Raw genomic sequence first — 23,622 nt, 5'->3', positions numbered from 1 at the left:
GACGTCGTGTTTGGTAAGCGTAGCGGAAACGATGCGGACGTGCGGGCACCCAAGCCCGCTTTTCAGACGCCGGAGCCTGCCGGCTCGTCGACCATGTCGCGCGAGTCCGTCGCCCCGACGATCTCGTCGCCGCCGCTGGCACCGGCCAAGCCACCGCCTGCTCCCGCCGTCGAAGCCCGCCGCTCGGACAATTACTACCAGGTCAAGGCGACGATCTTCGGCGCCCTGATCGAGGCGATCGACCTCGCCCAGCTCGCCAAGCTGGACAGCGAGTCGGCGCGTGAGGAAATCCGCGACATCGTCAACGAGATCATCGCGATCAAGAACATCGTGATGTCGATCGCCGAGCAGGAAGAGCTGCTCGACGACATCTGCAACGACGTGCTCGGCTACGGTCCGCTCGAGCCCTTGCTGTCGCGCGACGACATCGCCGACATCATGGTCAACGGCGCCGGCACCGTGTTCATCGAAGTCGCCGGCAAGATCCAGCGCACCGGCATCCGCTTTCGCGACAACCAGCAGCTGCTCAACATCTGCCAGCGCATCGTCAGCCAGGTCGGCCGGCGCGTCGACGAATCCTCGCCGATCTGCGACGCCCGCCTCGCCGACGGCTCGCGCGTCAACGCCATCGTGCCGCCGCTGGCGATCGACGGGCCCGCACTCACCATCCGCAAATTCAAGAAGGACAAGCTGACGCTGGATCAGCTCGTCAAGTTCGGCGCGATCACACCCGAAGGAGCGACCATCCTGCAGATCATCGGCCGCGTCCGCTGCAACGTGATCATCTCGGGCGGTACCGGCTCGGGCAAGACCACGCTGCTGAACTGCCTGACCAACTATATCGAGCACGACGAACGCATCATCACCTGCGAAGACGCCGCCGAACTTCAGCTGCAGCAGCCGCATGTGGTGCGGCTGGAAACCCGGCCGCCGAACATCGAGGGCGAGGGCCAGGTCACGATGCGCGAACTGGTCCGTAACTGCCTGCGTATGCGCCCTGAACGAATCATCGTCGGCGAAGTCCGCGGACCCGAAGCCTTCGACCTGTTGCAGGCAATGAACACCGGCCATGACGGCTCTATGGGCACACTGCACGCCAACAATCCGCGCGAAGCGCTGTCGCGCTGCGAATCCATGATCACCATGGGTGGATTTTCCCTTCCGTCCCGGACCATCCGCGAGATGATCTGCGCCTCGGTCGACATCATCGTGCAGGCCGCGCGCCTGCGCGACGGTTCGCGCCGCATCACGCACATCACCGAGGTGATGGGCATGGAAGGCGACACCATCATCACCCAGGATGTCTTCCTGTACGACGTGGTCGGGGAAGACGCCAACGGCAAGATCGTCGGCAAGCACCGCTCGACCGGCATCGGCCGGCCGCGCTTCTGGGAGCGTGCGCGCTACTACAATGAAGAGAAGCGGCTTGCGGCGGCGCTGGACGCCTCCGACGCGCCGGCGCCGGTCTAGGGGACGCAGGATGCAGACGCAAACCCTGGCTCTGGCCTTCCTCGCCGCCACAACCGTGGGCGGCATCGCATGGGTCTTTCTGTATCCCTATCTGTCGGGGGAGAAGAAGGCCGAGTCCCGTCGCGCATCCGTGGCGCGCAGCGAACCTACGCCGACACGAGGTGCCGACCGCACGCAACGCTCCCGCCGCGAACAGGTCGAAGGATCGCTGAAGGAGCTCGAGGCGCGGCGGCAGAAGGACAAGAAAGTCCCCCTCGGCATGCGCATCTCGCAGGCGGGACTGGAGTGGTCCGAGCAGAAATTCTGGATGATCTCCGGCGCCCTCGGCCTGTTCGGGTTCGGCGCGGCATTCCTGGCAGGCGGAGGCCTGCTCGGCGCGGCCGGCATCGGCTTCGCCATGGGGCTCGGCGCACCACGCTGGCTCCTCAACTTCCTGAAGAAGCGACGGGAAAAGGCCTTTCTGAAGGCGCTGCCCGACGCCGTCGACGTCATCGTGCGCGGCATCAAGGCCGGCCTGCCGCTGTTCGAATCGCTCAAGGCGGTCGTCAACGACGCGCCGGAGCCCCTGCGCAGCGAGTTCCTTGCGATCATCGAGACCCAGGCGATCGGCATGCCGCTCGGCGAGGCCTGTTCCCGGCTCTTCGAACGCATGCCGCTGCCGGAAGCGAACTTCTTCGGCATCGTGATCGCGATCCAGCAGAAGTCCGGCGGCAACCTGTCGGAAGCGCTCGGCAACCTGTCGCGGGTGCTGCGTGATCGCAAGAAGATGGCCGAGAAGATCCAGGCGATGTCGATGGAAGCGAAGGCCTCCGCCGCCATCATCGGCTCGCTGCCGCCGATCGTGATGATCCTCGTGTTCCTCACGACGCCGGACTACATCGCCCTGCTGTGGACCAACTCGATGGGCCAGCTCATGCTTGTTGGCTGCGCCCTCTGGATGACATGCGGCATCCTGGTGATGAAGAAGATGATCAACTTCGATTTCTGACGGTGAAGCATGATTGATATTCTGATCGCCAAGCTCCACGACGTCAGGTTCATGACGATGCTGCTTGCCTTCTTCGCGGCAAGCGCGACGGTGTACACGCTGGTGATGCCGCTGCTCGCCGGCGGCGATCTCAACAAGCGCATGAAGGCCGTCGCCAGCGAGCGCGAACGCCTCCGGCAGCGCGAACGCGAGCGTCTCTCCAAGACGGAGAAGGTGGCGCTGCGGCAGACGCCGAAGCAAGTCGTCTCAAGGGTGGTGGACGATCTCAACCTGACGAAATGGCTCGCCCAGGAGGCGGCGATCGAGAAGCTCGTGATGGCAGGCTATCGCGGCCACGCCCCCTACGTCACCTTCCTGTTCGCCCGCGCGGTGACGCCGATCGTGATGCTGATCGGCGCAATCCTCTACACCTTCGTGATCGCGGGCGCGAACTGGTCGCTCACGCTCAAGATCGGCATTTGCGTCGGCGCGGCCTATGCCGGCCTCCAGGCGCCGATGCTGTTCCTGAAGAATGCGATCTCCAAGCGCCAGCTCCAGATCAAGCGCGCCTTCCCTGATTCGCTGGACCTGCTGCTGATCTGCATCGAGTCGGGCATGTCGGTCGAAGTCGCGTTCCGGAAGGTGGCCAACGAGATCGTCGGACAGTCGATCGCGCTGTCGGAGGAGTTCGCGCTGACGACCGCGGAATTGTCCTACCTGCAGGACCGCAAGTCCGCCTACGAGAACCTGGCACGCCGCACCGGGCTCGAAGGCGTGAGGTCGGTATGCATGGCCTTGCAGCAATCCGAACGCTACGGCACGCCGCTCGGCCAGAGCCTGCGCGTGATGGCGCAGGAAAACCGTGACATGCGCATGAACGAGGCCGAGAAGAAGGCCGCGGCGCTGCCGCCCAAGCTGACCGTGCCGATGATCCTGTTCTTCCTGCCCTGCCTGTTCATCGTGATCCTCGGGCCGTCCTACATCAAGATCGCCGCGATGCATTGAGCTGCGCCGCCACGCACTGCGCCGACCGCTTTCTCCTTCTCCCTGAAAGGGGGAAGGCCGGGATGGGGGTCAGCCGCAAACGCAGCTGCTCGTGGAGAGAGATGATCCACGCCCGCCTTGCTCTGGCGAGCAAAGCGGCCTCCCCTTTTGAAGGGGAGGTTTGGATCTGCCGTGTTTTGGCTTAGTCGTCCTTGGCGACGACAGGTGCGGCGCGCGATGAAATGCGCGGACCGTCCTTGCGGTTCAGCATCTCGCGGAGGTAAGCGACATTGGCCGCGGCCTCGTCCGGCGGCAGGTCGGCCTTGACGATCGTTTCGGCCTCCGCGAAGCGGCCCTGCAGGCCGACGACGAGCGCAAGGTTCTGCCGGATCCGGGTGTCGGCACGGGCGCTGGCATAGGCCTGGCGCAGCGTCTCTTCCGCTTTCGGCAACTCCTTGGTCAGCATGTAGGACAGGCCGAGATTGGACAGCACCGACGGCTCGTCGGGCGCCAGTCGCAACGCGCTGGCGTAATAGCGCCGCGCCTCCTCGTGCCGGTTCATCTTGTCGAGCGTGGTTCCCTGCACCGACAAGATCCGCCAGTCCGGATTGTCCGGGCTGTGCGCGCGGCTCAGCACGTCGAACGCGGTCTGCGAATTGCCGTTGTCGGCCAGCGCGCGGCCATAGGCGGCGAGTAGCGCCTTGTTGCCGGGGTTGGCGATCGTGGCCTGCTCCAGCACGGCGCAGGCCTGCGAACGCTGCCCGGACACGCGCAGGGCCTGGCCATAGGCGATCGCCGCCTCTGTATCTTTGGGGTTCTTGCGATAGCGCTCGCCATAGACCTCGGCGGCACGGCGCGGATCGTCGAGCGCCGGATCGGACCGGGACGCAATTGATCCCGTCACGTCGGACATGGTCTGGCAACCGCCAAGCCCTGCGGCCAGAACCGTCACGAGGGCTGCGGAAGCGAGATGCCGGGTCAGATTGGACAGTCGACGCATGGCACTGTGACTCATGAAATCGGGCGAATGGTTCCAGCCGAGCGTGACAGCAATAGACCGTTAACCCTAACGTCCGGTTAACTGGCGCAGCCAGCAACCGGCGCGCCGGTTCCAATCCCGCAAGGTCGCGTGAACCGCGGGCCCGCTACCATCCGCCACGAAAGGCGTGTAGTAGCCATCCACGACGCCAGAACAGCCGAGAGCCGCATGCCATCCGTGTTCGAGACCGCCCCCACGACCGCTGTTACCCCGATCACCTTCGTGACCAAGGCGACATGGGATGCAATCCGCGGCGAGCTGCCGGGGCCGGCGCGCCAGTTCGCGGAGGCCAATGGCTTCGAGGCCAAGCCCGGCAAATTGCTCGTTCTGCCGGCGGCTGATGGTGGCATCGCGCAAGTGCTGTTCGGCCTCGAGGACGCCGACCACAAGGCGCGCGATCCGTTCCGGCCCGGCGCCCTGCCGGGCCTGCTGCCGCCGGGCGTCTACCGCTTTGCCAATGCGCCGCATGACACAAGGCTCGCCGCGCTCGCCTTCACGCTCGGCTGCTACCGTTTCGGCCGCTATCGCAAGAACAAGGCCCCCGAGGTCCGCCTGGTGCCACCCGACGGCGTCGACACCGCCGAGATCATCCGGATGGCGGATGCGGCGGCGCTGGCGCGCGACCTCATCAACACGCCATCCAACGACATGGGTCCGGCCGAGCTCGCCGAGGTGGCACGCGATCTCGCAACGCGGTTCGGCGCCGCCTTCAATTGCATCAGCGGCGACGAGCTCGCGCAAAACTTCCCGCTGATCCACGCCGTCGGCATGGCGTCGACGCGCTCGCCGGTTCTGATCGATCTGAGCTGGGGCGATCCGGCCCATCCCAAGGTGACGCTGGTCGGCAAGGGCGTCTGCTTCGACACCGGCGGGCTCGACCTCAAGCCGTCGAGCGGCATGCTGTTGATGAAGAAGGATATGGGCGGCGCCGCCAACGCGCTGGCGCTGGCGCAGATGGTGATGGACGCCAAGCTGAAAGTGCGGCTGCGCGTGCTGATTCCTGCGGTCGAGAACGCGGTTGCCGGCAATGCGTTTCGCCCGCTCGACATCATCAAGTCGCGCAAGGGCATCACCGTGGAGATCGGCAACACCGACGCCGAGGGGCGGCTGGTGCTCGCCGACGCGCTGGCGCTGGCCGACGAGGAGACGCCGGATCTCTTGGTCGATCTGGGCACGCTGACCGGCGCGGCGCGCGTGGCGCTGGGCCCGGATTTGCCGCCGTTCTACACCAATGACGAGGCGCTCGCCGGCGACGTCGCAGCTCAAGCGAAGAGCGAGAACGACCCGTTGTGGCGGCTGCCGCTGTGGCCGGCCTACGATGCCTGGCTCGACTCCAAGACCGCCGACATCACCAACGCGCCGTCAGGTGGTTTTGCGGGCTCGATCACCTGCGCGCTGTTCCTGCAGCGCTTCGTCGAGCACGCCAGGAGTTGGCTGCATGTCGACATCTATGGCTGGACGCCATCAGCGAAGCCCGGCCGCCCCGAAGGCGGCGAGTGTCAGGCTGCGCGCGCGATCTACAAATTGTTGAGCCAGCGCTATGCATGATGTCAGACTGACGCCGGCCCGCGGCGATATCGCCGCGAAATATCTCGAGGGCAAGATCAAGGCCGCGCGCTTCGTCGACGGCGAGGCCTTCGAGGTCCGCGACGCCATTGCCCCGCTGCGCCAGGCGCCGGCCGCCGACGCCGAACAGATGACGCAGGTGCTCAGGGGCGAGCGTGTCACGGTGTACGATCGCAACGGCGAAGGCTGGGCCTGGGGCCAGCTCGTCGACGATGGTTATGTCGGCTGGATCCCCGAGGCCGCGCTGACGACGCTTGGCGCCGCACCGACGCACAAGGTGACGACGCTGCACACGCTGGCATTTCCGGGACCGTCGATCAAGCTGCCGCCGGTCGAGGCGCTGGCGATGGGGACGAAGCTTGCGATCCTCCGCGAGGACGGTCCCTTCGCCGTGACCCGAGAGGGTTGGCATCTGCCACGCCAGCATCTCGCGCCTCTCGACGCGATGGCGCAGGATTTCGTCGCGGTCGCCGAGCAATTCGTCGGCACGCCCTATCTCTGGGGCGGAAAGTCGAGCCTCGGTATCGATTGCTCCGGCCTGGTCCAGATTGCATTGACCGCTGCCGGCACCGGCTGCCCGCGCGACAGCGACATGCAGCAGGACGGGCTCGGCCGCGAATTGACGGCCGCCGAATCGAAGTATCTGCAGCGCGGCGATCTGATCTTCTGGAAGGGCCATGTCGCTCTTGTGCGCGATGCGACGACAATCGTGCACGCCAATGCGCATCATATGGCAACAGTCGTGGAGAATACGCACGCCGCGATCGCGAGGATCAAGGCCGCCGGCAGCGACGTGACGGCGATCAAGCGGCTTTAGCCCTGCCCCGTCATTCCGGGGCATGCGCGAAGCGCGTGAACCTCAGATGCGCAATTGCGCATCGGGAAATCTCGAGATTTTGCGGAAGGAGATTCCGGGTTCTCGCTTCGCGAGCTCCGGAATGACAAGGCGGCTGTTACGTCGCCACTGTCCCCTCGCCCGCCGCTTCGATGCGGAACGCGGCGGCGAACAGCGCGCGGGTGTAGTCGCTCTTCGGGTTCTTGAAGAGCTCGGAGGCTGGCCCCTCCTCCTCGATCTTACCGGATTTCATCACGATCAAATGGCTCGCGAGGGAGGCGACCACACGCAGATCGTGCGAGATGAACATGTAGGTGAGGTCGCGCTTGCGTTGCAGGTCGCGCAACAGATCGACCATCTGGGCCTGCAACAGCATGTCGAGCGCACTGGTCGGCTCGTCCAGCACGACGAAGTTCGGCTCCAGCACGACCGCCCGCGCGATCGAGATGCGCTGGCGCTGGCCGCCGGAGAATTCGTGCGGATAGCGGAAGCGCCAGTCGGGATCGAGGCCGACATCCCCGAGTGCCTTGATCACCCGCACCTCGCGTTCCTCGCGCGACAGCTGCTTCTGGTGCACCTCGAGCCCCTCGGCGATGATGTCGGCCACCGACATGCGCGGGCTGAGCGAGCCGAACGGGTCCTGGAATACGATCTGCATGTCGCGGCGGAACGGCAGCATTTGCTTGAAGCGCAGGCCCTGGATGTCCTTGCCGAGGAACACGATCGGGCCATCGGAGGAAATCAGCCTGAGCAGCGCGAGCCCGAGCGTGGTCTTGCCGGAGCCGGACTCGCCGACCACGCCGAGCGTCTCGCCCTTGCGCACCGCGAGGCTGACGCCATCGACCGCCTTGATGTGGCCGACGGTCGAACGCAACAGCCCGCGCTTGATCGGAAACCAGACCTTGAGATTGTCCGCCGACATCACGACCGGCGCGCCCGGCTGCGGCGGCGCCGGATCGGGCTTCGGCTCGGCCGCCAGCAGCGCCCGGGTATAAGCGTGCTTCGGTGCGGTGAAGACCTGCTCGACCGGGCCCTGCTCGACGATCTTGCCGTTGTTCATCACACAGACGGTGTCGGCGATACGGCGCACGATGCCGAGGTCGTGGGTGATGAACAACATGCTCATGCTGAGCCGCGCGCGGATCTCGGCAAGCAAGGCGAGAATCTGCGCCTGCACGGTGACGTCGAGCGCGGTGGTCGGCTCGTCCGCAATCAACAGGTCGGGCTCGTTGGCAAGCGCCATCGCGATCATCACGCGCTGGCGCTGGCCGCCGGACAGTTGATGCGGATAGCTCTTGAGCCTCGTCTCGGGCTCGGGGATGCCGACCTGGCCCAGCAACTCCAGCGTCCGCCCCCGCGCCGCCGCACCGCTAATGCCGCTGTGCAGCGACAGGATCTCGCCGATCTGGGATTCGATGGTGTGGAGCGGATTGAGCGAGGTCATCGGCTCCTGGAAGATGATCGAGATGTCGTTGCCACGAATCCCGCGCATCTCGCGTTCCGACGATCCCAGCAGATCGCGGCCCTTGAAACGGATCGCCCCGGAGGGATGTGACGCCGCCGGATAGGGCAGCAGCCTCAATACCGACAGCGCGCTGACCGATTTTCCCGAGCCGGACTCGCCGACCAGCGCCGTGCATTCGCCGCGCTTGATCGAGAACGAGACGCGATCGACCGCAAGCGAGTGGCCGAAGGCAACCGAGAGGTCGCTGACGTCGAGCAGAGGCTGGTTGGTCGCGTCCATGCGTCAGCCCCTCGAGAACGTCTTGCGCGGATCAAAGGCGTCGCGCGCGGCTTCGCCGATGAAGATCAGCAGCGACAGCATGATCGCGACCGAAAAGAAGCCGGTGAGGCCGAGCCACGGCGCCTGCACATTGGCCTTGCCCTGCGACAGCAATTCACCGAGCGAGGGCGAACCGGGCGGCAGGCCGAAGCCGAGGAAGTCCAGCGCCGTCAGTGTCATCACCGAGGACGAGACGATGAAGGGCAGGAAGGTCATGGTCGCGACCATCGCGTTCGGCAGCAGATGGCGGAACATGATCACGCCGTTGGAGACGCCGAGCGCGCGCGCCGCCTGGATGTATTCGAAGTTGCGGCCGCGCAGGAACTCGGCGCGCACCAGGCCGACCAGCGAAACCCATGAGAACAACAGGAGGATGCCGAGCAGGATGAAGAAGCCCGGCGGCAGCACCGCCGAGATGATCAGCAGCAGATAGAGCGAAGGGATCGCAGTCCATATCTCGATGAATCGCTGGAAGCCGAGATCGATCCAGCCGCCGAAATAGCCCTGCACGCCGCCGGCGGCGATGCCGATGATCGACGACAGGATGGTCAGCGTCAGGCCAAACAAAACCGAGATGCGGAAGCCGTAGATCAGCCGCGCGACGACGTCGCGGCCCTGATCGTCGGTGCCGAGCCAGTTGTATTCGAGGTCGCGGCAGCCGGTCAGTCCCTTGCGCTTCACCACGTCCTTGCACTGCGCTTCGGTCAGGAGCCAGGTCGGTTTCGACGGCACCGCCGTCGGCGGGTCGAGGTTGCGGCTGTCGTATGAGTAACGGATCGGCGGCCATATCATGCTGCCGCCCTTGTCCGCGATCTGTTTCTGCAGGTAGGGATCGCGATAGTCGGCCGCGGTCTCGAAGTCACCGCCGAAGGTGGTCTCGGCATAGGTGAACACCACCGGCCAATAGAGACGGCCGTCATATTTGACGACCAGCGGCTTGTCGTTGGCGATGAAATTGGCGAACAGCGACGCCACGAACAGGACGAGGAAGATCCAGAACGACCAGTAGCCGCGCCGGTTCGCCTTGAAGTTCTGCCAGCGCCGCTTGTTCAGCGGCGACGGTGCAAAGCCGTGACTCGTGGCGGGCACCGCCTCGCCGAGCGGCGATTGCGTCGAGGTTTCGACCGGCTGGGGCGCGAGCATCGTCATCAGACCTCCCGCGCCTCGAAGTCGATCCGCGGATCGATCCACATATAGGCAAGGTCGGAGAGAAGATTGACCACCAGTCCGACCAGCGAGAAGATGAACAGTGTCCCGAACACCACCGGATAGTCGCGGTTCAACACGCTCTCGAACCCGAGCAGGCCGAGCCCGTCGAGCGAGAAGATGGTTTCGATCAAAAGCGAGCCCGAGAAGAACGCGTGGATGAACGCGCCCGGAAAGCCCGCGATCACGATCAGCATGGCGTTGCGGAAGATGTGACCGTACAGCACCTGACGCTCGCTGCAGCCCTTGGCACGCGCGGTCATCACATATTGCTTGCGGATCTCATCGAGGAACGAGTTCTTGGTGAGCAGCGTCATGGTGGCGAAGGCGCCGAGCGCCATCGACACCAGCGGCAGCGTCAGGTGCCAGAAATAGTCGATGATCTTCCAGTACCAGGGGAATTGCGACCAGCCGTCCGAGGTAAGACCGCGCAGCGGGAAGATGTTGAGGAACGAGCCGCCGGCGAACAGCACGATCAACAGGATCGCGAACAGGAAGCCCGGTATCGCAAAGCCGACGATGATCGCGGCCGAGGTCCAGGTGTCGAACCTGGAACCGTCCTTCACCGCCTTGCGGATGCCGAGCGGGATCGAGATCAGATAGGTCAAGAGCGTCATCCAGATGCCGAGCGACATCGAGACCGGCAGCTTCTCCTTGATCAGTTGCAGCACGCTGACACTGCGGAAATAACTGTTGCCGAAGTCGAACCGCGCGAAATTCCACACCATCAGCGCGAACCGCTCCGGCGCCGGCTTGTCGAAGCCGAACTGCACCTCGAGTTTTTTGATGAAATCCGGATCGAGTCCCTGCGCGCCACGGTACTTCGAATTGACGGCGCCAGCTGCGCCTGCGCCCTGGCCGCGCTGCGCCCCGAAATCGCCGCCGCCACCCGACACGCGCGAGGTGCCGCCGGTGTCGGCACCGTTGATCTGCGCGATGACGCGCTCGACCGGACCGCCGGGCGCAAACTGCACGACCACGAAGGAGACGAACAGGATGCCGAGCAGCGTCGGCAGCATCAGAAAGATACGTCGGGCGATATAGGCGCTCATTGGCTACTTCGCCTGCTCGAGCTTCGCGGCCTTGGCCGCATCATACCACCAGTTCTCCGGCGCACCGACGCCTGCATATTTCGCCGGCCTTTCCGGATGCGCGAACTGATCCCAATAAGCGACGCGATGCTTGCTCGAATACCATTGCGGCACCCAGTAGCGAGCGGCGCGGAACACGCGATCGAGCGCGCGGCAGGCAAAGGTCAAGTCCGCCCGCGTTTCGGCCGCAATCGCCTTTTCAACCAGCGCGTCGATCGCCGGATTGCTCACACCCGCCAGATTGTAAGAGCCTTTCGTAGCTGCGGCTTGAGACGAGAAGTAAGGCCGCAGGCTGTCGCCCGGCGTCGCCGACATGGATATGCGCTGGGTCGTCACCTCGAAATCGAAAGCCTCGACGCGCGCGCGATACTGCACAGCGTCGATCTGGCGGATGTCGGCATCGATGCCAAGCGGTTTGAGATTCTTGATAAAGCTGGCATGATGCGGCTGGAACGTCGGTTCATCGAGCAGAAACTCGATCGTAAGCGGCTCGCCGTTGGGCGATCGCCGCTTGCCGTCCTTGATGACGCATCCCGCCTCGTTGAGCAACTGCGTGGCCTTGCGCAGGAGCGCACGGTCCTGTCCCGATCCATCGGACACCGGCGGCACGAAGGGCTGGCCGAATACCTCATCCGGCACTTGGCCGCGGAACGGTTCGAGCAGCTTCAGTTCCTCTGGCGAAGGCAGCCCGTTCGCCACCATGTCCGAGTTCTGGAACGGCGAGACGCTCCGCGCATAGGCGTCATACATGATGGTCTTGTTGGTCCATTCGAAGTCGAAGGCATAGATCAACGCCTCGCGGACACGCGGGTCCTTGAACTTGTCGAGACGGGTGTTGATAAACCAGCCCTGCCCACCGGACGGCGTTTCGTCCGGCAACGTTTCGCGCTTGACCCGTCCGTCCTTGATAGCGGGGAAATCATACCGCGTCGCCCACACGCGAGCCGTGAACTCCTCGCGAAACAGATAATTCTTGCCGGTGAAGCCTTCGAACGCGACATCGCGATCGCGATAGAATTCGTAGCGCACGGTGTCGAAATTGTAGCTACCGCGATTGACCGGCAGGTCGGCGGCCCACCAATTCTTGACACGGTCGTATTCGACGTAACGATTAACCTCGAACTTGCCGACTGTGTACGGCCCGGAGCCCAGCGGTATTTCGAGCGTAGACTCTTCGAATTGCCGAGTCGCATAGAAGGCTTTCGAGAAGATCGGCAAGCCTGCAACATAAAGCGGCACATCGCGCGCGCGGTTGGGCGCGAAGGTCACGATCACGGTGGCGTCGTCAGGTGCATCGGCCTTCACGAAATCGCGCAATTGCACCATGATTAACGGATGGCCCTTCTCCTTCAGCGTGTTGAGCGAGAAGGCGACGTCCTGCGCAGTCAGCTTGGTGCCGTCATGAAAACGCGCCTCGGGCCGCATCGTGAACCGGTAGGTAAGCTTGTCGGGTGAAATCGAAACCGATTTTGCCGCCAGGCCATACATCGCGTCAGGCTCGTCGGCCGCGCGCGCCATGAGCGAATCGAAGGTCATCTCCATGCCCTTCGCGCCCTCGCCCTTGAGGATGAAGGCGTTGAACGAACTGAATGTAAAGAAGGACTGATTGTAGGCACGGGTCGAAGGGATCATCGAGAACACCCCGCCCTTAGGCGCTTTCGGATTGACGTAGTCGAAGATCTGAAAATCCGCCGGGTATTTCAGATCGCCGAACACCGACATGCCGTGCATCTCGGTTCCGTTGTCGGCTGCCGCCGGTGCAACACGCAGGCCTGCAGCACTCAACGCACCGATGCCGAGACCCAGTGCGTGCCGACGGGAGAATAGCGCCATGCGCGGATCCTTGAGCTTATGAACGCTTGAGCTTGGCCGCCTTGTCGGCGTCGTACCACCAGATCGCCGGGAATCCCGATTGGCCATATTTGGGCAATTCTGCCGGACGACCGAGGCGATCCCAGCGCGCCGTACGCACCTTCGGATAATTCCACTGCGGAACCACGTAATGGTTCCATAATAACACGCGATCGAGCGCCTTCGTCGCCGCAACGAGATCTTCGCGATCCATCGCAAAGATCACCCGCTCGATCAGCTTGTCGATCACTGGGCTCTTGATGCCGGCGATGTTGCGCGATCCGGTGTTGTCTGCAGCTTTCGACCCCCAGTATTCCCGCTGCTCGTTCCCGGGTGACAGGGATTCCCCCCAAGACGCGACGACGATGTCGAAATCCCAACTGCGAAGCCGGTTCTCGTATTGGATTGGATCAATCGTGCGCACGGTGATCGAAAACCCGAGCCGCTCGAGTGCCGGCTTATATGCCAGCATGATCCTTTCGAAATTCGGATCCTCACTCAACAGTTCGATGGAGAACGGCTCTCCACTCTTGGAATCCACAAGCTTCCGGTCTCGTATGTCGTAGCCGGCCTCCTTGAGCAGGCGTGATGCTTCGCGCAGATTTTCGCGGACGGCTTCGGGATTGCCACCGACCGGGTTCGCATAGACTGTTGTGAATACTTCGGCTGGCACCTGATCACGGATAGATTCAAGGATGGCAAGCTCCTTGCCTTGCGGCAGCCCGGTCGCCATCAACTCCTCGGCGCCATCAAAGTAGCTAACGATGCGCTTGTACTGGCCGAAGAACAGCAGCTTGTTGACCTCCTCGAAGTCGAACGCGTAGTTTAGAGCGCGGCGAACCCGCGGATCCTTGAATTTTGCACGCCGTTGATTCGGGACAAAGGCCTGCATGATGCCCGAACTGCGGTTTGGAAACTCTTCCAGCACCACACGCTTGTCAGTGACTGCCGGAAAATTGTAGGCGGTCGCCCACGCCTTCGCGCTGTTTTCCGTACGCCAATCGATCTGATCGCCCTTGAAGGCCTCGATCGCCACCGTGGGATCCCTGAAATACTCGTAACGAAGTTCGTCGAAGTTGTTGCGTCCGACGTTTATCGCGAGGTCGCGCGCCCAATGGTCCTTGACGCGCTCCAGAGTCACGGTCCGTCCTGCGACGAACTCCTTGATCCGATACGGTCCCGACCCAAGCGGCTGCTCCAGCGTTGTCGCGGAGATATCGCGCTTGCGGCCTTGGCCATCGGTGCCTTCCCACCAGTGCTTGGGTAAGACCGTAAGTTGTCCCACGATCTGCGGTAATTCGCGGTTGCCAGGCATGTCGAAGACGAACTTCACTTCGCGATCGCCAAGCTTCTCCGCTCTCACCACATGGCTGTAATAAGCGGAAAACATCGGGTGATGCGTCTTGAAGGCGTCGAGCGAGAAGATCACGTCTTCCGGAGTAACCGATGCTCCGTCATGCCACTTTGCCTGAGGGCGCAGACGGTAAACGACATAGGAGAAGTCGTCGGGGTAACTCGCCGCCTCCGCCAGCGATCCGTACTCCGTTGAGACTTCGTCCAGTGAAGGTGTCGTCAGTGATTCATAAATGAGGGCGACACCGCCCGCGATGGACCCTTTCACGCCCGAGACGACAAGGTTGAAATTATCGAAAGTGCCGATTGCGATTTGCCGGACAAGGCCCCCCTTCGGTGCATCCGGATTGACGTAATCAAACAGCTTGAAGTCGGCCGGGTATTTGACGTTGCCGAAAAGCGACAAGGCGTGCCGCCATTTCAGCCCGTTGGAGGCGTCGTCGGCGAATGCCGGCGTGATCGCCGATAGGCCGGAGTTGAGTCCGAGCGCCGGAGCGATCGCCGCCAGTGCGCTGCCTTGAAGGAGGTGTCGTCGGGTAATCGCCAAATTCGGTTTCCTGCTTGCGGCCCCGGTTACATGGGACCCAATATAAGGCAACGGTTCGACAAATTACGTTGCTTTTTCCTCATGATAATCGCCCGGGAACAATACCGGTGCGGCGAAACGTCCCGATAACAACCCCGCGACAGCGGATTCCCCATGCGAAAACGGCCAGGCATTGCCTGGCCGTTTCATCCGCGTGCTCGAGCGAAGCAATTTCTACTTCGAAGCGGTCGGAAGCGGAGCGGGATGCTCCGAGTTCGAATTCAGATAGGCGATGATATCGGCGCGCTCGCTGTCCTTCGGCACGCCGGCGAAGCCCATCGCGGTGCCGGGGATGAAGGCCTTCGGGTTGGTCAGGAACTTGTTGAGATCGTCGAAGGACCAATCGCCGCCCTTGCCCTTCATCGCAGCCGAGAAATTGAAACCACGGCCCTCGCCCTTCTTCTCGCCGACGACACCGAACAGGTTCGGACCGACGCGGTTGGGGCCACCCTTTTCGAAGGTGTGGCAGGCCTGGCACTTCTTGGCAGCTGCCGCGCCCTTCTCGGCGGAAGCGGACTGCAGCAATTTCTCGATTGGCTCGGACTTGGCGGCGGCAGCCTCACCGCCGCCACCATGGGACTCTTCCTTCACCGCGATCTCAAAACCCGGCTTCTCCGGCAGCTTGGCGGAGAACACCGATCCGGCGGCAAAGCTCATCACCAGGACGACGATGCAGGTGCCGAGAACCGCACCGAGGATTTTGTTGAGTTCGAAGGAGTCCATTTGGCTCAGGCTCCGGGCCTTGAATGTCGACTTCAGGCCGGGAATACGGCCGCGGGGAAAGACCCGGGAATCGGCCTTATCGCACCGCCCCAAGCAGGGTTGAGATATCGGTTTGCCCGCGCTCTGGCAACCCGTATAAACGCGCCGAATTCAACCTCCTCCCCGGCAATTTCCGCAGGCCGGACGGGCCCCGATACGAATGACCGATCCCCGAACCTTGGTGCTGATTCCGGCCCGCATGGCCGCCACCCGACTGCCCGGAAAACCGCTGCTCGAGATCGCAGGCTTGCCCATGATCGTTCATGTGCTCCGGCGGGCCGAGGCGGCCGGAATCGGCCGGGTTGCGGTCGCCACCGACGCGGCGGAGATCGCGGATGCGGTGAAGGCTGCAGGCGGCGAGGTCGTGATGACCCGCCCCGACCATCCGTCCGGCTCGGACCGGATCTATGAAGCGATGACGACCCTCGACCCGGGCGGCCGTGCCGAGATCGTGGTCAATCTGCAGGGCGATTTCCCCACCATTACGCCCGAGACCATCCGCAGAGTGATGCCGGCGCTCGATGATCCCGCCGTCGACATTTCGACCCTGGCTTCGCGCATCGATAGCGAGGAGGAGGATCAGGCCCCCAGCGTCGTCAAGGCGGTCGGGTCCCCGATCGGCCCGAATCGGTTGCGCGCACTCTATTTCACCCGCGCCACGGCGCCCCATGGCGACGGACCGCGCTACCACCATATCGGCCTCTACGCCTACCGCCGCGGCGCGCTGGAGCGGTTCGTGCGGCTTCCGCCCTCGCCGCTGGAGCAGCAGGAAAAGCTCGAGCAGCTGCGCGCCCTGGAGGCCGGAATGCGGATCGACATCACCATCGTCGACACCGTTCCCCGCGGCGTCGACACCCCGGCCGACCTCGAAACCGCCCGTCGGATACTGGCAAAAGCCTGAGCCGCTGGTAAAAGGCCACGCATGACCAAGAAGCTGAAAATCGCGTTCCAGGGCGAGCCCGGCGCCAATTCCCACATCGCGATCGCCGAGGCCTATCCCGACGCCGAGCCGATGCCGTGCCCGACCTTCGAGGACGCGCTGGCCGCGATCGCCTCGGGCGAGGCCGATCTAGGCATGATCCCGATCGAGAATTCGGTCGCCGGCCGCGTCGCCGACATCCATCATCTGCTGCCCGCCTCGGGCCTGTTCATCGTCGGTGAATGGTTTTTGCCGATCCGCCACCAGCTGATGGCGGTCAAGGGCACCAAGCTCGCCGACATCAAGAGCGTGGAAAGCCACGTCCATGCGCTCGGCCAGTGCCGGCGCGTCATCCGCAAGCTCGGCATCAAGCCGATCGTCGCCGCCGACACCGCCGGCAGCGCCCGCGATATCTCCGAACGCGGCGACAAGAGCGTGGCGGCGATCGCCTCCCGCCTAGCCGCCGATATCTATGGCCTCGACATTCTCGCCGAGGACATCGAGGACGAGGCCCACAACACCACCCGCTTCGTGGTGCTGGCGCGTGAGGCCAAATGGGCCGAGCAGGGCTCGGGGCCGCTGGTCACCACTTTTGTGTTCCGGGTGCGCAACCTACCCGCCGCGCTCTACAAGGCACTCGGCGGCTTTGCCACCAACGGCGTCAACATGACCAAGCTCGAAAGCTACATGGTCGACGGCAATTTCTTCGCCACGCAGTTCTATGCCGATGTCGACGGTCATCCTGACGACCGTGGACTCGCCTTCGCGCTCGAGGAACTGAAATTCTTCTCGCGCGAATTCCGCATCGTCGGCGTCTATCCCGGTCATCCGTTCCGCGCGACCTTCAGCGAGACGCAGGATTGATCCCGTCATTCCGGGGCGATGCGCAGCATCGAACCCGGAATCTCGAGGTTCCGGGTTCACGCTTCGCGTGCCCCGGAACGACAACGTTATGCCGCCCGCCTCTTGCCTAGTCCGAATGCCTCGGCAAGCAGGCTGTAGGACTTCTTCCGCGCCTCGTGGTCGTAGACCGCGGTGATCATCATCAGCTCATCCGCCTGGCTTGCCGCGATCAGCGGCTGCAACTTCGTCATCACGGTTGCGGGGCTGCCGACGAAGAGCCGGGCGCGGTTGCGTGCGATCGAGGCACGCTCGGCGTCGGTGTACGGATAGGCCTGGGCCTCCTCCACGCTTGGTAGCGGCAGATACTGGCCGCGGTCGCGGCGCAGCCGGTTCAGGTCCATCGACAGCGCAAGCTGCTCGGCTTCCGCATCGGTCTCCGCCGCGACGACGGCGACCGCGAGGATCGATTGCGGCGTCGCGCGCCAGCCCGACGGCTTGAAATGCGCGCGATAATTCGTCATCGCCGCGATCGCGTCATGGGTCGCGAAATGGTGCGCGAACGCAAAGCCCATCCCGACCTGCGCCGCAAGCTCGGCAGAATAGTCGCTCGAGCCGAGCAGCCAGATCGGCGGCAGCGGCGAATCGTCCGGCATCGCCACCACATTGTTGTAGGGATGGCCGGACGGGAAATCGCGCGTCTCCCACAAGGTCAGCTCATGCAGCCGCTCGAGGAAGTCGTCGCCCTCGCGGCGATCGAGCCTGCTGCGCAACGCGTAAGCCGTCGCGCCGTCGGTGCCGGGCGCACGGCCGAGGCCAAGGTCGATGCGGCCGGGAAACAGCGCCTCCAGCATCTTGAAGCGCTCGGCCACCACGAGCGGCGCGTGGTTGGGCAGCATCACGCCGCCGGAGCCGACGCGGATATGCTGCGTCACCGCCGCGATCTGCCCGATCATCAGATCCGGCGCCGGGCTCGCGACGGAGGCGAGGTTATGGTGCTCGGCGAGCCAGTAGCGGACATAGCCGAGACCATCGACATGGCGCGCCAGGTCGATGCTGTTGCGAAGCGCAGCCGCTGGCTTGGTGCCTGTGGTGACGACGGACAGGTCGAGGACGGAGAGCGGGATCATGGCCGTCAACCTAGTGTGGCCCCACGAAGTGACAAAGGCGCCGGCCGCGCAGACCAGTCCCGCACCGGAAGACCCGTGCAGGCAGCAGCGGGTTTTGGGATGAAACAGGGCGATTCATTGACACGTCACTCTGCCCACATTTGTTTTGAATACCTATCCACCGATAATCGTACAATTATTATATACAAATCAATACATTATGGACTATTACGACGAACCAAGCATCACCCATCGGGTGTGCCCCGCGGTCAATTTTTATCAATTATTGGCTGGCAGTGGGCCATTTCCCATATCCGATGGGCTGTTTGATCCGCCCCGTTTCGCCTATCTTAGGGGCTTCATATCCAGGCCGGACGTCTACCCTCCAGTTGCGGAGCCCTTGCGTATCATGACCCAGACCATTTCCTCCGTGCCAAACGGCCAGCGTGCGCCAAAGACGCCGAAAATCTCGTTCGAGTTCTTCCCGCCGAAGACCGAGGAGATGGAACGCAATCTCTGGGAGACCATCAATCGCCTGGCGCCGCTGACGCCGAATTTCGTCTCGGTCACCTACGGCGCAGGAGGCTCGACCCGCGAGCGCACCCACTCCACCATTACCCGCATTCTCCGCGAGACCGATCTGCTGCCGGCCGCGCATTTGACCTGCGTCAGCGCCTCGCGCGGCGAGATCGACGACATCGTCGACCGCTACCACGAGGTCGGCGTCCGCCACATCGTGGCGCTGCGCGGCGATCCGCCCGGCGGCATCGGCACGCCCTACTTCACCCATCCCGACGGCTACCAGAGCTCGGCCGAGCTCGTCGCCGGGATCAAGAAGCGCCACGCCGACATCGAGATCTCGGTGTCCGCCTATCCCGAGAAGCATCCGGAGGCCGCCGATTTCGATGCCGACATCGACACGCTGAAGGCCAAGGTCGACGCCGGCGCGACGCGCGCGATCACCCAGGTGTTCTTCGACAACGACCTCTACCACCGCTATGTCGACAAGGTGCGGACGCGCGGCATCGAGATTCCGATCGTGCCGGGCATCATGCCGATGCACAATTTCAAGCAGGCCCGCAATTTCGTGACGCGCGCCGGCACCAGCGTGCCGGACTGGCTCGCCGAGAAATTCGACGGCCTCGACAACGACGCCGAGACCCGCAAGCTGGTCGCCGCCACCGTCGCCGCCGGCCAGGTGCAGAAGCTGTTCAAGCACGGCGTCGACACCTTCCACTTCTACACCATGAACCGCGCGGACCTCGTGTTCGCGATCAGCCATCTGCTCGGCATCCGGCCGAACGGTGCCCAGAAAGCTGCCTGACACATGTCCGTTCCCGTTTCTCCCAAGCGTAACGCTTTGCTCGCGGCTGCCCGCGAGCGCATCCTGGTGCTCGACGGCGCCATGGGCACGATGATCCAGGGCCTGCAGTTCGACGAAGCGGCCTTCCGCGGCGCGCGCTTTGCGGACTTCCATCGCGACATCAAGGGCAACAACGATCTCCTGATCCTCACCCAAGCTGATGCGATCACGGACATCCACGCCGCTTACCTGCGTGCCGGCGCCGACATCGTCGCGACCAACACCTTCTCCTCGACCTCGATCGCGCAGGCCGACTACGACATGTCGGACCTCGCCTATGAGCTGAACCTGCAAGGCGCGCGGCTGGCGCGCACTGCGGCCGAGCGGGTGAGCGCCGAAGACGGCAAGCAGCGCTTTGTCGCCGGTGCGCTCGGCCCGACCAACCGCACCGCCTCGATCTCGCCCGACGTCTCCAATCCCGGCTATCGCGCGGTGACCTTCGACGATCTGCGCAAGGCCTATGGCGAACAGGCCAAGGGCCTGCTCGACGGCGGCGCCGACCTGCTGCTGGTCGAGACCATCTTCGACACGCTGAACGCAAAGGCGGCGCTGTATGCGATCGCCGAGATCATCGAGGAGCGCCGCATCGACGTGCCCGTGATGATTTCCGGCACCATCACCGACAAGTCCGGCCGCCTGCTCTCCGGGCAATTGCCGGAGGCGTTCTGGCATTCGGTGCGGCACGCCAAGCCGATCACGATCGGCTTCAACTGCGCGCTCGGCGCCGAGGATCTGCGCGCGCACATCGCCGATATCGGCCGCGTCGCCGACACGCTTGTGTGTGCATACCCGAATGCCGGCCTGCCCAATGAATTCGGTCAGTATGACGAGACGCCGGAATACATGGCGCGGCTGATCGGCGAGTTCGCCGCCGCCGGCCTCGTCAACATCGTCGGCGGCTGCTGCGGTACCACGCCCGACCATATCGCGGCGATCGCCAAGGCCGTCGCTCCGCACAAGCCGCGCGTGGTGCCTGAAATCGAGCAGCGGCTGAAGCTCTCGGGTCTCGAGCCGTTCACGCTGACCGACGCCATTCCGTTCGTGAACGTCGGCGAGCGCACCAACGTCACCGGCTCCGCACGCTTCCGCAAGCTGATCACGGCTGGCGACTACACCGCGGCACTTCAGGTCGCACGCGACCAGGTCGAGAACGGCGCCCAGGTCATCGACGTCAACATGGACGAGGGCCTCCTCGACTCCGAGGCGGCGATGGTGACGTTCCTCAACCTCGTCGCCGCCGAGCCCGACATCGCGCGCGTGCCCGTGATGGTCGACTCCTCGAAATTCCACGTCATCGAGGCCGGCCTGAAATGCATCCAGGGCAAGCCGATCGTGAACTCGATCTCGATGAAAGAGGGCGAGGAGAAATTCCTGCACGAGGCGACGATCGCGAAGCGCCACGGCGCCGCCGTGGTGGTGATGGCATTCGACGAGACCGGTCAGGCCGACACGTTCGCGCGCAAGACCGAGATCTGCAAGCGCGCCTACGACATCCTGGTCAACCGGCTCGACTTCCCGCCCGAGGACATCATCTTCGATCCGAACATCTTCGCAATCGCGACCGGCCTCGAGGAGCACAACAATTACGGCGTCGACTTCATCGAGGCGACGCGCTGGATCCGCCAGAACCTGCCCGGCGCCCACATCTCCGGCGGCGTCTCCAACCTGTCGTTCTCGTTCCGCGGCAACGAGCCGGTGCGCGAGGCGATGCACTCGGTGTTCCTGTATCACGCGATCCATGCCGGCATGGACATGGGTATCGTCAATGCCGGACAGATGATCGTCTATGACGACATCGACCCCGGGCTGCGCCAGACCTGCGAGGACGTTATCCTCAACCGCGATCCGGGCGCGTCCGAGCGGCTGCTGGCGCTTGCCGAGAAATTCCGCGGCAAAGAGAAGCAGACCAGGGAGCAAGATCTCGCCTGGCGCGAATGGCCGGTCGAGAAGCGGCTGTCCCACGCCTTGGTGCACGGCATCACCGAGTTCATCGAGCAGGACACCGAGGCCGCCCGCCAGAACGCATCCCGTCCGCTCGACGTCATCGAGGGGCCGCTGATGGCCGGCATGAACGTGGTCGGCGACCTCTTCGGCGACGGCAAGATGTTCCTGCCGCAGGTCGTGAAGTCGGCGCGCGTGATGAAGCAGGCGGTCGCCTATCTGATGCCGTTCATGGAGGAGGAGAAGGCGCGCAACCTCGCCAACGGCATCACCGGCGGCCGCAACGCCGCGGGCAAGATCGTGCTCGCGACCGTGAAGGGCGACGTCCACGATATCGGCAAGAACATCGTCGGCATCGTGCTCCAGTGCAACAATTTCGAGGTGATCGACCTCGGCGTCATGGTGCCCGCCAACAAGATCATCGAGACCGCCAAGGCCGAGGGCGCCGACATCATCGGCCTGTCCGGCCTGATCACGCCCTCGCTCGACGAGATGAGCTTCCTCGCCGGCGAATTGGAACGGCAGGGCATGAACGTGCCGCTGCTGATCGGCGGCGCCACCACGAGCCGCGTGCATACCGCCGTGAAGATCGACCCGAACTATCCGGGCGGCCCGGTCGTGCATGTCAACGACGCGAGCCGCGCCGTCGGCGTCGCCTCCTCGCTGCTGTCGGCCGAGAAAAAGCAGGCCTATGCCGCCGAGGTGCGCGCCGAATACGCCAAGATCTCGACCGCGCATTTCCGCGCCCAGGCCGACAAGAAGCGGCTGAAGCTCGCGGTCGCCCGCGCCAACAAGGTCGCGATCGACTTCGCGGCGGTGCCGCCGAAAAAGCCGGCGTTCTTCGGGCTGAAGAGCTTCGACGCCTACGATCTCGCGGAGCTCGCGGACTACATCGACTGGACGCCGTTCTTCCAGACCTGGGAATTGACCGGCCGCTTCCCGGCGATCCTCGACGATCCCAAGGTCGGCGAAGTCGCGCGCTCGCTCTATGCCGACGCGCGCAAGATGCTCGACACGATCATCAAGGAGAAGTGGTTCACCGCCCGCGCCACCATCGGCTTCTGGCCGGCGAATGCCGTCGGCGACGACATCGAAGTCTATGCCGACGAGAGCCGAGCCAAGAAGATCGCGACCTTCCATACGCTGCGCCAGCAGCTCGAGAAGCGCGAGGGCCGCTTCAACGCCGCGCTGTCCGACTTCGTCGCGCCGAAGGAAGCGGGAGTGCCCGACTATATCGGCGGCTTCGTCGTCACGGCCGGGATCGGCGAGGATGCGGTCGCCGACCGCTTCAAGAACGCCAATGACGACTACTCCTCGATCCTGTGCAAGGCGCTGGCCGATCGTCTGGCCGAGGCCTTTGCCGAGCGCATGCACCAGCGCGTGCGCAAGGAGTTCTGGGGCTATGCGCCCGACGAGGCGTGGTCGGCGGACGAATTGATCCTCGAGAAATATGACGGCATCCGCCCCGCGCCCGGCTATCCGGCGCAGCCCGACCACACCGAGAAGCGCACGCTGTTCGCACTGCTCGACGCCGAGAACACCGCCGGCGTGAAGCTGACGGAGAGCTTTGCGATGTGGCCGGGCTCGTCGGTCTCCGGGCTGTATTTCTCGCATCCCGAAAGCTTCTATTTCGGCGTCGGCAAGATCGAGCGCGACCAGGTCGAGGACTATGCCGCGCGCAAAGCCATGACGGTCGCCGAGATCGAGCGCTGGCTCGCGCCGGTGCTGAACTACATTCCGTCGCAGGACGGCGCCAAGGACCAGGCGATCGCGCCTGCCGCGACGCCGGCCAACGATGCGGAGCTGGCCTCGCATCCGCAAGGCTGCACCTGCGCGGTGCATTTGGCCTGGCGGAAGAAGAAGGTGGGTGCGGGGTAAACCTCGCCAAGACGTGTCATCGCCGGGCTTGACCCGGCGATCCATCTTCAGGGACATTTCTCAAGTCGATGGATGCCCG

17 protein-coding genes are annotated in these 23,622 nt (G+C 64.0%); 9 read left to right on the top strand and 8 right to left on the bottom strand.

What is annotated here, in order from left to right; all coding sequences use genetic code 11:
- Positions 1-6: 6 nt before the first annotated feature.
- The 3 genes from ABIB78_RS11710 to ABIB78_RS11700 are packed head-to-tail and all read left to right on the top strand — an operon-like array spanning position 7 to position 3,442.
- Positions 7-1,470, top strand: a complete 1,464-nt coding sequence (locus tag ABIB78_RS11710; protein WP_429024393.1) for a CpaF family protein — start codon at positions 7-9, stop codon at positions 1,468-1,470.
- Between the two features lie 10 nt (positions 1,471-1,480).
- Positions 1,481-2,458 (top strand): type II secretion system F family protein, encoded by a 978-nt coding sequence (locus ABIB78_RS11705; RefSeq protein ID WP_429024392.1) that lies wholly within the window; start codon positions 1,481-1,483, stop codon positions 2,456-2,458.
- 9 nt (positions 2,459-2,467) lie between these two features.
- Entirely contained in the window at positions 2,468-3,442 is a 975-nt protein-coding gene (locus tag ABIB78_RS11700) for a type II secretion system F family protein (protein WP_429024391.1), read from the top strand.
- Between the two features lie 181 nt (positions 3,443-3,623).
- Here ABIB78_RS11700 and ABIB78_RS11695 read toward each other — a convergent pair whose 3' ends face one another.
- Positions 3,624-4,421, bottom strand: a complete 798-nt coding sequence (locus ABIB78_RS11695) for a tetratricopeptide repeat protein (protein ID WP_429024390.1) — start codon at positions 4,419-4,421, stop codon at positions 3,624-3,626.
- A 207-nt stretch (positions 4,422-4,628) separates the two neighbouring features.
- On the opposite strand from ABIB78_RS11695, the gene ABIB78_RS11690 reads away from it, so the two are divergent.
- Together ABIB78_RS11690 and ABIB78_RS11685 are read left to right on the top strand one after the other, a co-directional pair.
- On the top strand, positions 4,629-6,008 hold the full coding sequence (locus ABIB78_RS11690; RefSeq protein WP_429024389.1) for a leucyl aminopeptidase family protein: 1,380 nt from the start codon (positions 4,629-4,631) through the stop codon (positions 6,006-6,008).
- Positions 6,001-6,843: an NlpC/P60 family protein gene (locus ABIB78_RS11685; RefSeq protein WP_429024388.1), complete on the top strand. Its 843-nt coding sequence runs from the start codon at positions 6,001-6,003 to the stop codon at positions 6,841-6,843. The genes ABIB78_RS11690 and ABIB78_RS11685 overlap by 8 nt, the downstream gene beginning before the upstream one ends.
- 136 nt (positions 6,844-6,979) lie before the next feature.
- Here ABIB78_RS11685 and ABIB78_RS11680 read toward each other — a convergent pair whose 3' ends face one another.
- From ABIB78_RS11680 to ABIB78_RS11655, 6 genes are all read right to left on the bottom strand, one after another.
- Complete coding sequence (locus ABIB78_RS11680; RefSeq protein ID WP_429024387.1) at positions 6,980-8,605, bottom strand: ABC transporter ATP-binding protein; 1,626 nt, start codon at positions 8,603-8,605, stop codon at positions 6,980-6,982.
- A 3-nt stretch (positions 8,606-8,608) separates the two neighbouring features.
- The gene (locus ABIB78_RS11675) at positions 8,609-9,793 is read right to left on the bottom strand and encodes an ABC transporter permease (RefSeq protein WP_429024386.1); all 1,185 of its coding nucleotides are present in this window, start codon (positions 9,791-9,793) and stop codon (positions 8,609-8,611) included.
- Positions 9,793-10,902: a microcin C ABC transporter permease YejB gene (locus tag ABIB78_RS11670; protein ID WP_429024385.1), complete on the bottom strand. Its 1,110-nt coding sequence runs from the start codon at positions 10,900-10,902 to the stop codon at positions 9,793-9,795. Before ABIB78_RS11670 ends, ABIB78_RS11675 begins: the two co-directional genes overlap by 1 nt.
- Positions 10,903-10,905: 3 nt before the next feature.
- On the bottom strand, positions 10,906-12,774 hold the full coding sequence (locus ABIB78_RS11665; protein ID WP_429024384.1) for an extracellular solute-binding protein: 1,869 nt from the start codon (positions 12,772-12,774) through the stop codon (positions 10,906-10,908).
- A 16-nt stretch (positions 12,775-12,790) separates the two neighbouring features.
- On the bottom strand, positions 12,791-14,692 hold the full coding sequence (locus tag ABIB78_RS11660) for an extracellular solute-binding protein (RefSeq protein ID WP_429024383.1): 1,902 nt from the start codon (positions 14,690-14,692) through the stop codon (positions 12,791-12,793).
- Between the two features lie 213 nt (positions 14,693-14,905).
- The gene (locus ABIB78_RS11655) at positions 14,906-15,454 is read right to left on the bottom strand and encodes a c-type cytochrome (protein WP_429024382.1); all 549 of its coding nucleotides are present in this window, start codon (positions 15,452-15,454) and stop codon (positions 14,906-14,908) included.
- A gap of 199 nt (positions 15,455-15,653) precedes the next feature.
- Between ABIB78_RS11655 and ABIB78_RS11650 the strand changes: the two genes are divergently transcribed.
- Together ABIB78_RS11650 and ABIB78_RS11645 are read left to right on the top strand one after the other, a co-directional pair.
- On the top strand, positions 15,654-16,394 hold the full coding sequence (locus tag ABIB78_RS11650) for a 3-deoxy-manno-octulosonate cytidylyltransferase (RefSeq protein ID WP_429024381.1): 741 nt from the start codon (positions 15,654-15,656) through the stop codon (positions 16,392-16,394).
- Positions 16,395-16,415: 21 nt separating this feature from the next.
- A complete protein-coding gene (locus tag ABIB78_RS11645) occupies positions 16,416-17,276 on the top strand; it encodes a prephenate dehydratase (RefSeq protein WP_429024380.1) in 861 nt (286 codons plus the stop codon).
- A gap of 86 nt (positions 17,277-17,362) precedes the next feature.
- On the opposite strand, the gene ABIB78_RS11640 is transcribed toward ABIB78_RS11645, so the two are convergent.
- Positions 17,363-18,382, bottom strand: a complete 1,020-nt coding sequence (locus tag ABIB78_RS11640) for an LLM class flavin-dependent oxidoreductase (protein ID WP_429024379.1) — start codon at positions 18,380-18,382, stop codon at positions 17,363-17,365.
- Between the two features lie 388 nt (positions 18,383-18,770).
- Between ABIB78_RS11640 and metF the strand changes: the two genes are divergently transcribed.
- Together metF and metH are read left to right on the top strand one after the other, a co-directional pair.
- Entirely contained in the window at positions 18,771-19,685 is a 915-nt protein-coding gene (gene metF, locus ABIB78_RS11635; protein ID WP_429024378.1) for a methylenetetrahydrofolate reductase [NAD(P)H], read from the top strand.
- 3 nt (positions 19,686-19,688) lie between these two features.
- Positions 19,689-23,543 carry a methionine synthase gene (metH, locus tag ABIB78_RS11630; RefSeq protein ID WP_429024377.1) on the top strand — a complete coding sequence of 1,285 codons (3,855 nt, stop codon included), beginning with the start codon at positions 19,689-19,691 and terminating at the stop codon, positions 23,541-23,543.
- The last annotated feature ends 79 nt before the right edge of the window (positions 23,544-23,622 follow it).

This window comes from Bradyrhizobium sp. I1.14.4, from assembly GCF_050435825.1.
Classification (GTDB): Bacteria; Pseudomonadota; Alphaproteobacteria; order Rhizobiales; family Xanthobacteraceae; genus Bradyrhizobium.
This window is presented reverse-complemented; position numbering and strand designations above follow the sequence as displayed.

What these genes read in the sequence shown, in the direction of transcription:
- ABIB78_RS11705 (WP_429024392.1), top strand. Translation starts at nt 1,481, where the DNA reads ATGCAGACGCAAACCCTGGCTCTGGCCTTCCTCGCCGCCACAACCGTG.
- ABIB78_RS11700 (WP_429024391.1), top strand. Translation starts at nt 2,468, where the DNA reads ATGATTGATATTCTGATCGCCAAGCTCCACGACGTCAGGTTCATGACG.
- ABIB78_RS11695 (WP_429024390.1), bottom strand. Translation starts at nt 4,421, where the DNA reads ATGCGTCGACTGTCCAATCTGACCCGGCATCTCGCTTCCGCAGCCCTC.
- ABIB78_RS11690 (WP_429024389.1), top strand. Translation starts at nt 4,629, where the DNA reads ATGCCATCCGTGTTCGAGACCGCCCCCACGACCGCTGTTACCCCGATC.
- ABIB78_RS11685 (WP_429024388.1), top strand. Translation starts at nt 6,001, where the DNA reads ATGCATGATGTCAGACTGACGCCGGCCCGCGGCGATATCGCCGCGAAA.
- ABIB78_RS11680 (WP_429024387.1), bottom strand. Translation starts at nt 8,605, where the DNA reads ATGGACGCGACCAACCAGCCTCTGCTCGACGTCAGCGACCTCTCGGTT.
- ABIB78_RS11675 (WP_429024386.1), bottom strand. Translation starts at nt 9,793, where the DNA reads ATGACGATGCTCGCGCCCCAGCCGGTCGAAACCTCGACGCAATCGCCG.
- ABIB78_RS11670 (WP_429024385.1), bottom strand. Translation starts at nt 10,902, where the DNA reads ATGAGCGCCTATATCGCCCGACGTATCTTTCTGATGCTGCCGACGCTG.
- ABIB78_RS11665 (WP_429024384.1), bottom strand. Translation starts at nt 12,774, where the DNA reads ATGGCGCTATTCTCCCGTCGGCACGCACTGGGTCTCGGCATCGGTGCG.
- ABIB78_RS11655 (WP_429024382.1), bottom strand. Translation starts at nt 15,454, where the DNA reads ATGGACTCCTTCGAACTCAACAAAATCCTCGGTGCGGTTCTCGGCACC.
- ABIB78_RS11650 (WP_429024381.1), top strand. Translation starts at nt 15,654, where the DNA reads ATGACCGATCCCCGAACCTTGGTGCTGATTCCGGCCCGCATGGCCGCC.
- ABIB78_RS11645 (WP_429024380.1), top strand. Translation starts at nt 16,416, where the DNA reads ATGACCAAGAAGCTGAAAATCGCGTTCCAGGGCGAGCCCGGCGCCAAT.
- ABIB78_RS11640 (WP_429024379.1), bottom strand. Translation starts at nt 18,382, where the DNA reads ATGATCCCGCTCTCCGTCCTCGACCTGTCCGTCGTCACCACAGGCACC.
- metF (WP_429024378.1), top strand. Translation starts at nt 18,771, where the DNA reads ATGACCCAGACCATTTCCTCCGTGCCAAACGGCCAGCGTGCGCCAAAG.
- metH (WP_429024377.1), top strand. Translation starts at nt 19,689, where the DNA reads ATGTCCGTTCCCGTTTCTCCCAAGCGTAACGCTTTGCTCGCGGCTGCC.